This is a genomic window from Caulobacter sp. SSI4214 (assembly GCF_012184455.1).
Taxonomy (GTDB): domain Bacteria; phylum Pseudomonadota; class Alphaproteobacteria; order Caulobacterales; family Caulobacteraceae; genus Caulobacter; species Caulobacter vibrioides_E.
Genome location: NZ_SZWJ01000027.1, coordinates 1 through 13,871 on the forward strand (window position 1 = coordinate 1; position 13,871 = coordinate 13,871).

Here is a 13,871-nt window from a genome sequence, read left to right on the forward strand (position 1 = left end):
AGATCGGCGGCAGCCACGCCCAGCGCGACCTGTTCGACCAGCTGATCCTGAACGCCCTGATCCGCGCCGGGCGCCTGTCGGAGGCGCAGCAGGCGCTGGAACTGCGGCGCGGCTTCGATCCCGATGGCGTGCCCCTGAACCGCGCCCTGGCCGAGATCTACGATCGCCTGGACCTCCCCGCCGAGGCCGCCAAGGCTTGGGCTCGCCTGGCGTGAAGGTCAGCGCGTTTCTTGGTCTGGCGGCGGCCTGCCTGCTGGCCTTCGCGCCGGTCGCTCAGGCCGCGCCGAAGGACACGGTGACGGTCGCCCTGCAACTGGAGCCGCCGAACCTCGACCCGACCTCCGGCGCGGCCGTGGCGGTGGACGAGGTCGTGTATGGCGCGGTGTTCGAGGGCCTGGTGCGGCTCGACGCCCAGGGCGCGGTCAAGCCGCTGCTGGCGACCTGGTGGGAGATCGCGCCCGACGGCCTGACCTACACCTTCCACCTGCGCGACGGGGTGAAGTTCCAGGACGGGACTCCGTTCGACACCAGCATCGTCAAGTTCAACCTGGAGCGCGCCATCGCGCCGGGCTCGACCAACGTCCAGAAGCAGGCGCTGAGCGTGATCCGACAAGTCGAGGTCGTGGATCCGCGCACCGTGCGCCTGCATCTCTCCGCCCCCTACAGCGACCTCCTCTACACCCTGGCCTGGGGCGACAGCGTCATGGTCTCGCCGAAGTCGGTCGCGACCCTGGCGACCGCGCCGGTCGGCACTGGTCCGTTCAGGTTCGTCGGCTGGCGGCGCGGCGACGCGATCACCCTGGTCCGTAACGACGGCTACTGGGGCCAGCCCGCCAAGCTGAAGACGGTGCGCTTTCGGTTCATCGGCGACCCGGCGGCGGCCTTCGCGGCGATCAAGACCCACGAGATCGACGCCTTCCCCGACTATCCGGCTCCGGAGAATCTGGCCCAGCTGCGCGCCGATCCGGCGCTGAAGGTGATCACCGGCTCCAGCGAGGGCGAGGTGATCCTGGCCATCAACGAGCGGGTCGGGCCGCTGGCCGACGTCCGGGTGCGCCGGGCCATCCAGCACGCGCTGGACCGCCGGGCGATCATCGACGGGGCGATGTACGGATACGGAACGCCGATCGGCAGCCATTTCCCGCCCCAGAACGCCGCCTATGTCGACCTCACCGGCCTCTATCCGCACGATGTCGCCAAGGCCAAGGCGCTGCTGGCTCAGGCCGGCTATCCCAACGGGCTCGACCTGACCCTGAAGCTGCCGCCGCCCAACTACGCCCGCCGCAGCGGCGAGATCGTCGCCGCCCAGCTGGCCAAGGCGGGGATCCGCGTGAAGATCGAGACCCTCGAGTGGGCCCAGTGGCTGGATCAGGTCTATGGCCGTCACGTCTTCGACCTGACCATCGTCAGCCACGCCGAGCCGATGGACTACGGCATCTACGACAAGGACGACTACTATTTCGGCTATCACAGCGCGGCGTTCCACCGGCTGATGCAGGCGCTGGAGGCCGCCACCGACGAGGGCCAGCGCACGGCGATCCTGGGCCAGATCCAGCGCCAGATCGCCCAGGACGCGGTCAATGGCTTCCTGTTCCAGTTCCCGCGCCTGGGGGTGTTCGACGCGCGGCTCAGGGACTTCTGGCTCAACACCCCGACCCAGACCATCGACCTGCGCGCGGCGTCGTTCGGCGGCGCGGGCGGGGCGGAAGCCTCCACCCAGACGACCAGCGGAGCGGCGGGCGCGATCGTCGGCGGGGTCCTGGCCCTGGCCGTCGCGGGCGGTCTCGCCCTGGTCGCGGTCCGCTTCGGCGCGGCCTATCTGGCGGGCCGGGCGGCGGTCATGCTCCTGACCCTGCTGGTCGCCAGCCTCGTGGTCTTCACCATCATCCAGGTCGCGCCCGGAGACCCGGCCGCCTACATGCTGGGCCTGAACGCCAGCCCCGAAGCGATCGCCAACCTGCGCCACCAGATGGGTCTCGAAGGCCCCGCGGCTCAGCGTTACCTGGCCTGGCTTCTTGGCCTGCTCCATGGCGACTTCGGCGTCAGCTACACCTATCAGACGCCGGTCGCGGCGCTGATCGCCGAGCGCATCGGCGTCTCGCTGCCGCTGGCCGGACTGGCCATGGCGCTGTCGATCATCGTCGGCGCGCCGATCGGCGCCCTGGCGGCGGCGCGGCGCGGCAAGGCGGCCGACACGCTGGTCATGGGCCTGACCCAGATCGGCGTCGCCATTCCGAACTTCTGGTTCGCGGTGCTGCTGGTCATGGTGTTCTCGATCGGTCTGAAGTGGGTCTCGGCCGGAGGTTTCCCCGGCTGGGAGGCGGGTCTGGTTCCGGCGCTGAAGGCCTTGGCCCTGCCCGCGATCGCCCTGGCCGCGCCCCAGGCGGCGATCATCGCCCGCGTGGTTCGCTCGGCCCTGATCGACACCCTGACCGAGGACTGGATGCGCACCGCTCGCGCCAAGGGCCTGACGGCGGGACAGGCGCTGTGGCGTCACGGCCTGCCCAACGCCCTGATCCCCGTACTGACCATCCTTGGCCTGCAGTTTCCCTTCCTGCTGGCCGGCGGGGTGATCATCGAGAACGTCTTCTTCCTGCCGGGCCTGGGGCGGCTGGTCCTGCAAGCCGTCACCCAGCGCGACCTGATCGTGGCGCAGGGCGTGGTGATGCTGTTGGTCTTCGTCGTGGTGTCCGCCAACTTCCTGGTCGACCTGGCCTATCTCCTGGTCGATCCGCGCCTGCGGAGCCACGCCCGATGAGCCGCGCGCGTCGCCCTCTCGCTCTCGTCGCCGGTGGGGTCATCACCAGCGGCTTTATCGCCGCCGCCCTGCTGTCGCGGATCTGGACGCCCTACGACGTCGCGGCCTTCGACATCGACCATCGGCTGCAAGGCCCCTCGGCGGCCCACTGGCTGGGCCTGGATCACTTTGGCCGCGACGTGTTGTCGATGATCCTCGTCGGCGCGGGCAACGCGCTGTCGGTGTCGCTGGTGGCGGTGCTGCTGGGCGCCGGAATCGGCGTCCCTCTGGGCCTGCTGGCCGCGGCCCGACGCGGCCTCGTCGACGAGCTGGTCATGCGCGCCACGGACGTCGTCTTCGCCTTCCCGGCCCTGATCCTGGCCATCCTGATCACCGCCGCCCTGGGTCCTGGCGCGATCAACGCGATCATCGCCATCGGGGTCTTCAACGTGCCGGTCTTCGCGCGACTGACTCGCGGCTCGGCCCTTTCGCTGTGGACCCGCGACTACGTCCTGGCGGCCCGCGCGGCGGGCAAGGGTCCGGCGCGGATTTCGCTGGAGCACATCGCGCCGGGCCTGGCCAGCGTGCTGATCGTCCAGGCGACCTTGCAGTTCTCGCTGGGCGTGATCGCCGAGGCCGGACTTTCGTATGTCGGCCTGGGCGTCCAGCCGCCGGCCGCCAGCTGGGGCAAGATGCTGGCCGACGCCCAGACCCTGGCGGCCATCGCGCCGCTGCAGGCGGTCTTCCCCGGCCTGGCCATCGTGATCACCGTGTTGGGCCTGAACCTGCTGGGCGACGGCCTGCGCGATCGCCTGGACCCCCGCCTCGACGGAGAGCCCTGATGGCCCTGCTGGAGATCGAGGCGCTCAAGGTCGCCATCGGCGGCAAGCCGATCCTGAACGGCCTGTCCCTGTCGCTGGACGCCGGCGAGGTGCTGGGCGTCGTCGGCGAATCCGGCAGCGGCAAGTCGATGACCGCCCTTTCGATCCTGGGCCTGCCGCCGACCGGCGCGCGGATCGAGGGCGCGATCCGGTTCGAGGGGCGAGATCTCGTCGGCCTTTCAGACGCCGTGCTGTCCGGCCTGCGGGGCGACCGCTTCGGCATGGTGTTCCAAGAGCCGATGACGGCGCTGAACCCGGTGATGACCATCGGCGACCAAGTGGCCGAGGTCGCGCGCCTGCATCGCAAGGCTTCCCACGCCCAAGCCCGAGCCGCCGCCCGCGAAAGCCTGGACCGCGTGGGCCTGAAGGGCATCCCGCTGAGCCGCTATCCGCACGAGCTGTCGGGCGGCCAGCGCCAGCGGGTCGCCATCGCCATCGCCGTCGTCTGCTCGCCTCGCCTGCTGATCGCCGACGAGCCGACCACGGCGCTGGACGTCACCACCCAGGCTCAGATCATGGACCTGCTTCTGCGCCTGGTGCGCGAGGACGGCGCGGCCCTGATCCTGATAAGCCACGACCTGGCCCTGGTAGCCCAGGCGGCCGACCGCCTGGCCGTGATGAAGGATGGCCAGATCGTCGAACAGGGCGAGACCGGCGCCCTGCTGACCGCCCTCTCCCATCCCTATACGCGCGCCCTCGTCGCCCATGCCGAGCACGCGCCGACGCGGGTTCGAAAGCCCGATCCCGCCGCGCCAGCCGTTCTGGAAGCCCGCGACCTGGTCCGCGACTTTCCCGGTCCCCGCCGAGGGCTGCGTCGCGCCCCCGCCTTCCGCGCCCTGTCGAACGTGTCGCTGACCATCCGGCCGGGCGAGATCGTCGGTCTGGTCGGCGAGTCCGGCAGCGGCAAGTCGACCCTGCTGCGCGCCCTCCTGGCGCTGGACCCGGTCCAGGGCGGACAGGTGCGCCTGGCCGGCGAGCCCTTCACGCCGGCCTCGCCCCCCCGGCGACGTCGGGCCATACAGATCGTTTTCCAAGACCCCCAGGGCAGTCTCGATCCGCGCTGGACCGTCGATCGGCTGGTGGCCGAGCCGCTGCGCCTGCTGGACGCCCGCCTGTCCGCCCAAGCCCGTCGCGCTCGGGTCGAGGCGGTCCTGGCCCAGGTCGCCCTGCCGCCCGAGGCGGCCGACCGCTATCCGCACCAGTTCAGCGGCGGTCAGCGCCAGCGCATCGCCATCGCCCGCGCCCTGATCGTCGAGCCGGCCGTCATCGCGCTGGACGAAGCGGTCTCGGCCCTCGACGTCACCGTCCGCGCCGAGGTGTTGGACCTGCTGGCCAAGCTCTCCGACGAGCTGGGGGTGGCCTACCTGTTCGTGACCCATGACATGAGCCTGGCGCGCGGCCTGACCGATCGGGTGCTGGTGATGCAGCGGGGGCGGATCATCGAAAGCGGCCCCACCGCCGAGGTGTTCGCGGCGCCGAAGCATCCGTACACCGCCGAACTGATCGCCGCGACGCCGAACCTGGCGCGAACCCTGGCCGCCCGCGTCGGCGACGGGATCTAGCCCGGACGGGGTCGAGGGAGACATAAAGCGCGACGCAGCCGGCGCCCCCGCTTTCGAAAAGGCTTGTCGACGTCGCGGGATGACCTACATCGAAGCCCTAGCAAGGAATTGGAGCCATGGCCGAAACCACCGAAACCGCGATCCTCGCCGGGGGCTGCTTCTGGGGCGTCCAGGATCTGCTGCGCCGCTATACGGGCGTTCTGAAAACCCGCGTCGGCTATACCGGCGGCGAGGTCGCCAACGCCACCTACCGCAACCACCGCGGCCACGCCGAAGCCATCGAGATCATCTTCGATCCCGCGCTGATCAGCTATCGCCAGCTGCTGGAGTTCTTCTTCCAGATCCACGACCCGACGACGCTGAACCGTCAGGGCAACGATATCGGCGACAGCTATCGCTCGGCGATCTTCTACACCAGCGAAGCACAGAAGGAGGTCGCGCTGGACACCATCGCCGATGTCGACGCCTCGGGCCTGTGGCCGGGCAAGGTGGTCACCGAGGTGACGCCCGCCAGCACCTTCTGGGAGGCCGAGCCGGAGCACCAGGACTATCTGGAGCGCATTCCCAACGGCTACACCTGCCACTTCATCCGGCCGGGCTGGAAGCTCCCGGCGCGGGCGGCGAGCTAGATGTACAGTCGAAGGGCGGGCCAGTGGCCCGCCCTTTCTTTTTGATCAGGAAATCAGTTCGTAGGCCGGCAGGGTCAGGAACTCTTCCAGCGTGTCGGACAGCACCATCTGGGTGAACAGATGCGCGGCCTCCTCCAGGCGCGGCGAGCCGAAGTCGCGGCGCAGGTCGGCCATCTCCTGGGTGAAGAGGCTGACGAACAGCTCCGAGGTCAGCACCCGGCCGTCGTCCAGCGTCGCGGCCAGACGGACCCACTGCCATAGCTGGGTGCGGCAGATCTCGGCCGTCGCGGCGTCTTCCATCAGGTTGTAGAGCGGCACGGCCCCGCGACCTTCCAGCCAGGCCTGGGTATAGCGAACGCCGACGCGGATGTTTTCGCGAACCCCGGCCTCGGTGCGCACGCCGTCGTGCAGTTCCAGCATCTGGGCCTGGGTGATTTCCAGGTCCGCCAGCGTCTTGTCGCGCTGGTTCGGCGTGGGCATCAGCCGATCGAACACTTCCATGGCCACTGGCACGAGGTCGGGGTGGGCCACCCAGGTGCCGTCATGGCCCGCGCCGGCCTCGCGCTCCTTGTCGGCCTTGACCTTGGCGAAGGCCGCCTGGTTGGCCGCGTCGTCGCCCTTGACCGGGATCTGGGCCGCCATGCCGCCCATGGCGAACGCGCCGCGACGGTGGCAGGTCTGGATCAGCTTCAGCGAATAGGCGCCCAGGAAGGCCTTGCCCATGACCATCGCCGAGCGGTCGGGGGTGAGGAATTCGGCGCGACGGCCCAGGCGCTTGATGAACGAGAAGATGTAGTCCCAGCGGCCGCAGTTCAGGCCGACGATGTGATCCTTCAGCTCGAACAGGATCTCGTCCATCTCGAAGGCGGCCGGGATCGTCTCGATCAGCACCGTGGCCTTGATCGTGCCGACCGGCAGGCCCAGCGCTTCCTGGGCTCGGACGAAGACGTCGTTCCACAGGCGCGCCTCGAGATGGCTCTCCAGCTTGGGCAAATAGAAGTAAGGGCCCGAGCCCCGCTCCAGCGTCGCCCTGGCGTTATGGAAGGCATAGAGACCGAAGTCGAACAGGGCGCCGGCGACGATCTGGCCGTCGACCTCGAGATTGCGCTCCATCAGGTGCCAGCCGCGCGGGCGGATCTTCAGCACCGCCGGGTTCGGCCCCAAGGCGTAGGCCTTGCCGGACTTGGCGTCGACGTGGGTCAGTTCCCCGTGCCAGCGATCCTTCAGATTGATCTGCCCCTCGACGACATTGGCCCAGGTCGGGGCCGTGGCGTCCTCGAAGTCGGCCATGAACACCTTGGCCCCGCAGTTCAGAGCATTGATGATCATCTTCCGATCGACCGGCCCGGTGATCTCGACGCGGCGGTCCAGCAGGTCGGCGGGGACCGGCGCGACACTCCAATCCGCGGCGCGGACCAGCGCGGTCTCCGGCAGGAAGTCGGGCAGTTCGCCGGCGTCGAAACGGCGCTGACGCGCCTGGCGGGCCGCCAGCAGCTCGCGACGGCGGGGCTCGAAGCGGCGATGCAGGTCAGCCACGAAGGCCAGCGCCTCGGGGGTCAGCACCTCTACCGCGCGCCCCTCGACGGGACCGGTGACCTGGATGTTGGCGGCGATATCGAGCGGCATGGGAAGCTTTCCGTGGGTAGGCTTGTGGGGCCGAAACCTCGTCCTTCGACAAGCTCGGGACGAGGTTTCTCTTGCGGCCGTTTCTACTGCAAGCGTTTGAACTGGACGTCTCTTCGCGACGTTCGCAATGGTCCTCACCCTCCACGTATCGAAGGGCGAGGACCACGCACCGACGCCGGACTTTCTCGGCCTTAAGCGCTCTTTTCGGCGCCTTTTTCGCGGACCGTCGGAACGATCTGGTCGCCCCAGTTGCCCGAACCGTCGTGATGGCGCGAGGTGCGCACCAGTTCCACCGAGTAGCCGGCGGCGATGGCGCGCTGCACGGCGTCATTGAGACGGTGGGCGGCCTCGGCCACGCGATCCACCGCCCGCTTCTGGGCGTCGGTGTCCGGCATGGCGGCGGGGGCGAATTGCGTGGCGGTCATGGCTTTGCTCCTCGGTCGAAAGGGTGGGGTTCGCGGCCTACTCGGCCGCGAACTGGTTCATGGTGTTGGCGTGGCCGCCGGCTTTTAGGGCGCGCTCGCCGGCGACCATTTCCTTGAAGGTGTCGCCCAGATCCGAGCCGACCTCATGCTGGTGCTTCACCGCCGACACGCCGCGGCGGATTTCCTCGCGCTGCACCGTGTTGACATAGGCCTGCATCCGATCCTCGCCGAAGTAGCCGCGCGACAGCTCGTCGACGCTCTTGGCGGTGAGGTGGAACGTCGGCAGGGTGATCAGGTTGTGGAACACCCCGGCGCGCGCCGCGATATCGACCTGGAAGCGGGCCAGGCGCTCGTCGGCCTCGCGGCCGAGGTCGCTCTTGTCGTACTCGGCCGACATCAGGGCCGCGCCGTCCGGATAGCTGTCCTTGTGGATCTTGCCTTCCGCGATCCACTGCTCGCGCACCTGCTTGCGCAGATTGAGCGTCCAGTTGAACGACGGCGAGTTGTTGTAGGTCAGCTTGGCGTTCGGCACGACCTTGCGGATCTCGGCCACCATCGAGGCGATCTCGTCGACGTTCGGCGTGTCGGTCTCGATCCACAGCAGGTCGGCGCCGCCTTGCGTCAGGTTGGCGATGCAGTCCTCGATGACGCGCTGGCGGCCGGTGCCTTCCTGGAAGGCGAACAGGCCGTTGGGCATCCGCACCGGCTTGACGAAGGCGCCGTCCTTCATGATCGCCAGTTCGCCGTCCTTCAACGGGTTCTGCGGCGTGACGGGCTCGGTCTTCAGCCACTTGATGTAGTCGCTGGCCAGATCGCCGGGCTCCTGGCTGACCGGGATCTTCTGGGTCAGGCCCGCGCCCAGGCTGTCGGTGCGGGCGACGATGACGCCATCGTCGACGCCCAGTTCCTCGAAGGCCAGGCGGCAGGCGCGCAGCTTCTCGATGAAGTCCTCGCGCGGCACCGTGACCTTGCCGTCCTGGTGTCCGCACTGCTTGGCGTCGCTGACCTGGTTCTCGATCTGCAGGCAGCAGGCGCCGGCCTTGATCATCTCCTTGGCCAGCAGATAGGTCGCGTGCTCGTTGCCGAAGCCGGCGTCGATGTCGGCGATGATCGGCACGACGTGGGTCTCGAAATTGTCGATCGCCTTGATCGCGGCCTGCTCGGCGATCTGGTCGCCAGCCTTGCGCGCGGCGCTCAGCGTCTTGAACAGGTCGTTGATCGCCACTTCGTCGGCCTGGCGCAGCGAGACGTAGATCTCCTCGATCAGATCGACGACCGAGGTCTTCTCGTGCATCGACTGATCCGGCAGGTGACCGAAGCGGTTGCGAAGGCCCGCGACCATCCAGCCCGACAGATAGACATAGGCGCCCTTGGTCGTGCCGCGCAGGCGCTTGACCGCCTTGATCATCTGCTGAGCGTGGAAGCCCGACCAGCAACCCAGCGACTGGGTGAACTTGCTGCTGTCGCGGTCATACTCGGCCATGTCGGCCCTCATAACCGGCGCCATGGCGCGCGCGATGTCCAGGTGGGTGTTGAAGGTGTTCTGCAGCTTCAGCTGGATGATGTCGTCGATGTCCACGCCGCCCGGGGTGACGCCCTGGGGATAGCGCGCCAGCAGGGCGTCGCGGTGTTCGGCATAGGTCTTGCGCTGCGTCATGATCATCAATCCCACTTCGGAGGCCAGTGGCGCGAAGCCTTGCTGGCCAAGGAAAACTCGTCGTGGTGAGCTAACGCCGCGCCGCGGGATCGGTCGAACCTATTGAAGGCAATTTGTCAAAGATCGACTTTGTAATTTCTGTAAAGTCATGACAAATTGACCGGATGGCGACGAATGACAAAAAGCTTTTTCTAGGCGGGCGGCTGAAGCGGCTGCGGCGCGACCTGGGCGTGACCCAGGCGCGGATGGCCGAGGACCTGGGCGTTTCCGCCAGCTATCTGAACCTGCTGGAGCGCAACCAGCGGCCGGTGACGGCTCAGATCCTGCTGCGCTTGGCCGACGCCTATGATCTGGACCTGCGCAGCCTGTCGGCCGACGATCCGGGCGGCGGCGCCGGGCTGGACGAGGTGCTGGCCGACAAGATGTTCGCCGACCTGGGCGTCTCGCGCCACGAGGCGGCCGAGGTCGCCGAGCTGTCGCCGGGCCTGGCCGAGGCCATGACCCGCCTTTATCGCGCCTATCTAGATCGCGGCCGGCTGATCGACCTGGGCGCCTTCGAAAGGCCCGACGGCGCGGGCCCCGCGTCGGATCAGGCCTCCCCGACCGACTGGGTTCGGGATCTGGTCGGCGCCCAGCGCAACCACTTCGCCGAGCTGGAAACCCTCGCCGAGGCCATCGTCGCCCAGCTGAAGGCCGATCCCCAGGATCTGGGTCCGGCCGTGCGCGAGCGTCTCCAGAGCCGCTTCGGCGTCCAGACCCGGATCATGCCGGCCGAGGTCATGACCGGCTCGCTGCGCCGCTACGACCACCACCGCAAGCGCCTGATGCTGTCCGAAACCCTGGCCCACGCCAGCAGAACCTTCGGCATGTGCTATCAGTTGGGCCTTATGGAAGGCGGCGAGTTGCTGTCGGACCTGACCGATCGCTTCAAGGCCCCCGACCGCGCCACGCGCCAGCTGCTGAAAGTGTTCCTGGACAGCTATCTCGCCGCCGCGATCATGATGCCCTACGAGCCGTTCCTAGCCGCCATGGAGACCAGCGGCTACGACATCGAACGGGTGCGGCCGCGTTTTGGCATCAGCTACGAACAGGCCGCCCAGCGCCTGACCACCCTGGGCCGCTCCGGCTCGCGCGGGGTGCCGTTCTTCATGATGCGGCTGGACGCGGCGGGTAACATCTCCAAGCGCTTCGCCGCCGGCCCCTTCCCGTTCTCCCGCTTTGGCGGCGCCTGTCCGCGCTGGAACGTCCACGACAGCTTCAAGACGCCGGGCCGCATCGTCACCCAGGTGATCGAGACCCCCGATGGCGAGCGTTATTTCACCCTGTCCCGCACCGTCCGGCGCACCTCGGGCCTGCAAGCGGGGCTGGAGGACGAATTGGTCGTCGGCCTGGGCTGCGAACTGAAATACGCCAGCAAGCTGGTGCAAGCGCGGGGCCTCGACATAGCCAATCCGATCGCGGTGGAAATCGGCCCCTCCTGCCGGATCTGCGAGCGTCCCGCCTGTCCGCAACGCGCCGCGGCGCCGATCAACCGCACCCTGCTGGTCGAGGAAACCAGCAAGTCGCTGTCGCCCTTCCCGTTCGCCCCCCGCTAGAGCCTGTCCGTTTCAAATGGCATCATTTGAAACGGATAACAGGCCCTAAATTCAAACATTTAGAGCGCGTTCGAGCGGTTTAACCGCTCACACTTAAACCTAACGCGCTCTAAGGCCCCGTCAGGCGAGCCGGTGCAAAGCCTCGGTCAGCTTGCGGCCGACGAGGTCGCAACGTCCCTCGCCAAAGGGTTGGATCGCGCTCCGCGAGGCCACGAACAGGACGTCGCGCTCTTCGGCGAGGGCTCGGATGGCGACTTGGCGCGTCTGGTCCAGGCGATCTCGCGCGAGCCTCAACTCGTTTCGCACCTGGTCGATCTCGGCCAGGGCGTCGACCACGCGCTCGCGCGCCCGGGCCAACTGCGCCTCGACCGCGAACAGGCGACCGACCAGAAAAGCGATCACCGGCAAAAGCGCGATCGCGAGAATCTCCGCCAAGACGGCGACCCCGCCGCTATCCAGTAGGCTCTGCACGACAATCTTCATGGCTCGCCTCTCCCCACCGCGCGGCGCTCCTCGAGGGCGCGGACGCTGACCCGCGGCCAAAGCAGCTTAGCCGTTCGCGCTCGACGCCACGCTCTGCGCGCTGGCGGCGAACCGGCCGTCGCGCAAGACGCCGTTGACGTAGCCGAGCACGTCGTGAACCAGGTTCGGCAATTGAGCGTCGGCAATGCCGTGCTCGCGCCCCCAGGCCTTGATCACATGGCGCAGCAGCGTCGTGGTGGCTTCCGGATCCGAAGAAGAGATTTCGTCGTCGAAGGGCACGGACTTGGCTCCTGACAAGGCGCCAAAAGTCGCGGGGACTCTGGACGCGCGCTCAAAAAGGAGGACCCGACCGGCGGACGGCCGGGTCCCAGTCGGTTCACGCGGCCGGCGACGAACCCTGGTCCAGTCAGCGCTTGGCCGTCGCGGTCGACGCCATAACATGTTCACTGGAGCTCGGTTCTGGATGTGCGGATTTGCACATCGGCGGCGCTACGATGTCCTGGACGAGGCCCTGTAGGCGCGCGACAAGCTGAAGATCGGCATGGCCGGAAGCCCCTTCCGCGCCTGGGTTCGACCGACATAGCCGCAGCGCACCTGATCGCCGTGCAGCGTGGCCAAGGCGCCAGCCAGGGCTTCGCTGACATAGGCCGAGCCGGGGGCCACGTCGGGCTCGATCCGCGCCGCCACGACCACGTGAGCGCCCATCACCGCCGGCGCCTTGGTCAGCGGATTGGTTCGCAGATGCACCGGTCCATAGTGTCCGGCGATCCTCAGGCCAAGGCCGCGCGGCAGACCCAGGCTCGCCAGATCCAATTTCCGATGCGCCTCCAGAAGAGCCAGGGCCGCCAAGGCCGCTTCGATCGGCCGCTCGAAGACGAGAAACAGGCCATCGCCCCAGGTCTCGACATGGGTGGGCGGCGTCCGCAGGCTTTCGACCGTATCGGCCATTCGCCCGAGCACGCCCTCGATGAAGGCGGGGATCTGTTCGTCGCGCAACCCGCCAAAGCCCTGCACGTCGGCGAAGAGCATGGCCCTCATGGCCCGCCTGTCGGACGCCGGTTCAGGGATGATCGCGCCCCGAGGACCCAGCGCCGGCCGCTGGACCGCGATGGTGACGGCGGGCCGCCCTCCCCGCGCCCAATAGGCGAGATCGGCCGAAACGCCCGCCGGCCCGGGCGCGACGTGGCCGTCCCAGACCGCCAGTTGCACGGCTTGCGTCGATAGAGTCTGGGCCCGCAGCACCGCGCAGCCCATGGCGAACTGGCTGGAATAGGCGAAGACCTGCTCGTCCCCCAGATAGGGATCGCGCGCGGCGTAACGGATCGACGTGGCGCGGGCCATGCAGCGCTCGAACCGTTCGATCCATGCCTCGCCGAACGGCGCCACCGACACCGCGACGAACGAGGCCAGGCTCGCCGGCAACACCACATGCAGTTCGGCCCCGGCGTCCAGGACGGCCTCGGCGAAGACGATGTCGGCGCCGGCGGCGAGGCCGCCATAGGCGAAGCCGACCCGCTGGTCCTTCAGCGCCGCGTCGATGTCCCGCCTTAGCCCCGCCCCATCCAAGGCCCGCTCGCCCGTGAGATCGGTGATGTGGCCGGTGAAATGCGCGCAGGCGGGCGGGCGGAAAGGGGCCAGCCAGGTCGGATCGACGCCCAACTCACCGCACAGAATCTCAAGCTGGCGCAAGGTGGAGGCCCGCGCCGCATAGGCGTGCGGAGATCTCGCCAGCGCCTCGGTCAGGAACGCCCGCGCCGCGCCCAGGTCGCCCGTCAGCAAGCAGGCCTCGGCTCGGCTGGCCAATTCGTAATAGCCCGCTTCGTCCCTTGTATCCGAGATCGGAGGCGTCGCCAGGACGGCCGCGGCGCGCGCTCTGGCGCCGACCCTATCGCCGGCCAGGAGGCTCAAGCTGGCGGCGTTGATCGCCCCGTAAAGGCCGCCGAAACGTCGATGGAGCGCGTCGTACCGGCGACGCGACGCCTTGGCGAAAGCAACCCGCCGCGCCCCCAGCGAGGCCAGGGCCACATCTTTCAGAAGGCGCGCGCCCAACGCGACAGCTTCGGGATAGTCGTCCGCCTGGGCCAGGCCCAGGCGGACATATTCGGCTCTCGCGAAGTCCGCCGCGCCGGCCCGCGCCAGACAAAGCACGGCGACATAGGCGACTTCGCGCGAGGTCTCTCCCGCCTCGAGGGCGGCGCGGGCGATGTCGTAGGCGGCTAGGATCTCACCGCGCTGTATCAACGCGGCGACCTGCTCCCGACCGAACGTCGCCCGAT

The 13,871-nt window shown here is 68.5% G+C and carries 11 protein-coding genes and 1 pseudogene; 6 read left to right on the forward strand and 6 right to left on the reverse strand.

What is annotated here, in order from left to right; all coding sequences use genetic code 11:
* From FCU40_RS10200 to msrA, 5 genes and pseudogenes are all read left to right on the forward strand, one after another.
* Positions 1–215, forward strand: a pseudogene (locus tag FCU40_RS10200) (tetratricopeptide repeat protein); the annotation flags it as partial.
* A complete protein-coding gene (locus FCU40_RS10205; protein WP_175582071.1) occupies positions 212–2,758 on the forward strand; it encodes an ABC transporter substrate-binding protein in 2,547 nt (848 codons plus the stop codon). The pseudogene FCU40_RS10200 and the gene FCU40_RS10205, both read left to right, overlap by 4 nt.
* On the forward strand, positions 2,755–3,579 hold the full coding sequence (locus FCU40_RS10210) for an ABC transporter permease (protein ID WP_168074709.1): 825 nt from the start codon (positions 2,755–2,757) through the stop codon (positions 3,577–3,579). Before FCU40_RS10205 ends, FCU40_RS10210 begins: the two co-directional genes overlap by 4 nt.
* Positions 3,579–5,180, forward strand: a complete 1,602-nt coding sequence (locus FCU40_RS10215) for a dipeptide ABC transporter ATP-binding protein (RefSeq protein WP_168074711.1) — start codon at positions 3,579–3,581, stop codon at positions 5,178–5,180. Before FCU40_RS10210 ends, FCU40_RS10215 begins: the two co-directional genes overlap by 1 nt.
* A gap of 116 nt (positions 5,181–5,296) precedes the next feature.
* Entirely contained in the window at positions 5,297–5,809 is a 513-nt protein-coding gene (gene msrA / locus FCU40_RS10220) for a peptide-methionine (S)-S-oxide reductase MsrA (RefSeq protein ID WP_004617767.1), read from the forward strand.
* Positions 5,810–5,854: 45 nt separating this feature from the next.
* Here msrA and aceB read toward each other — a convergent pair whose 3' ends face one another.
* The 3 genes from aceB to FCU40_RS10235 form a co-directional block, all read right to left on the reverse strand.
* Positions 5,855–7,435 (reverse strand): malate synthase A, encoded by a 1,581-nt coding sequence (gene aceB / locus FCU40_RS10225; protein WP_168074712.1) that lies wholly within the window; start codon positions 7,433–7,435, stop codon positions 5,855–5,857.
* 191 nt (positions 7,436–7,626) lie between these two features.
* Complete coding sequence (locus FCU40_RS10230) at positions 7,627–7,860, reverse strand: hypothetical protein (protein WP_004617771.1); 234 nt, start codon at positions 7,858–7,860, stop codon at positions 7,627–7,629.
* A 37-nt stretch (positions 7,861–7,897) separates the two neighbouring features.
* Positions 7,898–9,517, reverse strand: coding sequence for an isocitrate lyase (locus FCU40_RS10235; protein WP_004617773.1), 1,620 nt, complete (start codon positions 9,515–9,517; stop codon positions 7,898–7,900).
* A 164-nt stretch (positions 9,518–9,681) separates the two neighbouring features.
* Here FCU40_RS10235 and FCU40_RS10240 point away from each other — a divergent pair, with 164 nt between their 5' ends.
* On the forward strand, positions 9,682–11,112 hold the full coding sequence (locus FCU40_RS10240; protein WP_168074713.1) for an XRE family transcriptional regulator: 1,431 nt from the start codon (positions 9,682–9,684) through the stop codon (positions 11,110–11,112).
* Positions 11,113–11,232: 120 nt separating this feature from the next.
* On the opposite strand, the gene FCU40_RS10245 is transcribed toward FCU40_RS10240, so the two are convergent.
* The 3 genes from FCU40_RS10245 to FCU40_RS10255 all read right to left on the reverse strand — a co-directional run bounded on the left by FCU40_RS10245 (position 11,233) and on the right by FCU40_RS10255 (position 13,836).
* On the reverse strand, positions 11,233–11,595 hold the full coding sequence (locus tag FCU40_RS10245) for a hypothetical protein (protein ID WP_004617778.1): 363 nt from the start codon (positions 11,593–11,595) through the stop codon (positions 11,233–11,235).
* A 66-nt stretch (positions 11,596–11,661) separates the two neighbouring features.
* Positions 11,662–11,874, reverse strand: coding sequence for a hypothetical protein (locus FCU40_RS10250; protein ID WP_004617780.1), 213 nt, complete (start codon positions 11,872–11,874; stop codon positions 11,662–11,664).
* Positions 11,875–12,084: 210 nt separating this feature from the next.
* Entirely contained in the window at positions 12,085–13,836 is a 1,752-nt protein-coding gene (locus tag FCU40_RS10255) for an adenylate/guanylate cyclase domain-containing protein (protein WP_241693586.1), read from the reverse strand.
* Between the last annotated feature and the right edge of the window lie 35 nt (positions 13,837–13,871).

Excerpts from the sequence above, each read along its gene's own strand:
- aceB (WP_168074712.1), bottom strand. The coding sequence starts at position 7,435 with ATGCCGCTCGATATCGCCGCCAACATCCAGGTCACCGGTCCCGTCGAG.
- FCU40_RS10210 (WP_168074709.1), top strand. The coding sequence starts at position 2,755 with ATGAGCCGCGCGCGTCGCCCTCTCGCTCTCGTCGCCGGTGGGGTCATC.
- FCU40_RS10245 (WP_004617778.1), bottom strand. The coding sequence starts at position 11,595 with ATGAAGATTGTCGTGCAGAGCCTACTGGATAGCGGCGGGGTCGCCGTC.
- FCU40_RS10230 (WP_004617771.1), bottom strand. The coding sequence starts at position 7,860 with ATGACCGCCACGCAATTCGCCCCCGCCGCCATGCCGGACACCGACGCC.
- msrA (WP_004617767.1), top strand. The coding sequence starts at position 5,297 with ATGGCCGAAACCACCGAAACCGCGATCCTCGCCGGGGGCTGCTTCTGG.
- FCU40_RS10240 (WP_168074713.1), top strand. The coding sequence starts at position 9,682 with ATGGCGACGAATGACAAAAAGCTTTTTCTAGGCGGGCGGCTGAAGCGG.
- FCU40_RS10215 (WP_168074711.1), top strand. The coding sequence starts at position 3,579 with ATGGCCCTGCTGGAGATCGAGGCGCTCAAGGTCGCCATCGGCGGCAAG.
- FCU40_RS10235 (WP_004617773.1), bottom strand. The coding sequence starts at position 9,517 with ATGACGCAGCGCAAGACCTATGCCGAACACCGCGACGCCCTGCTGGCG.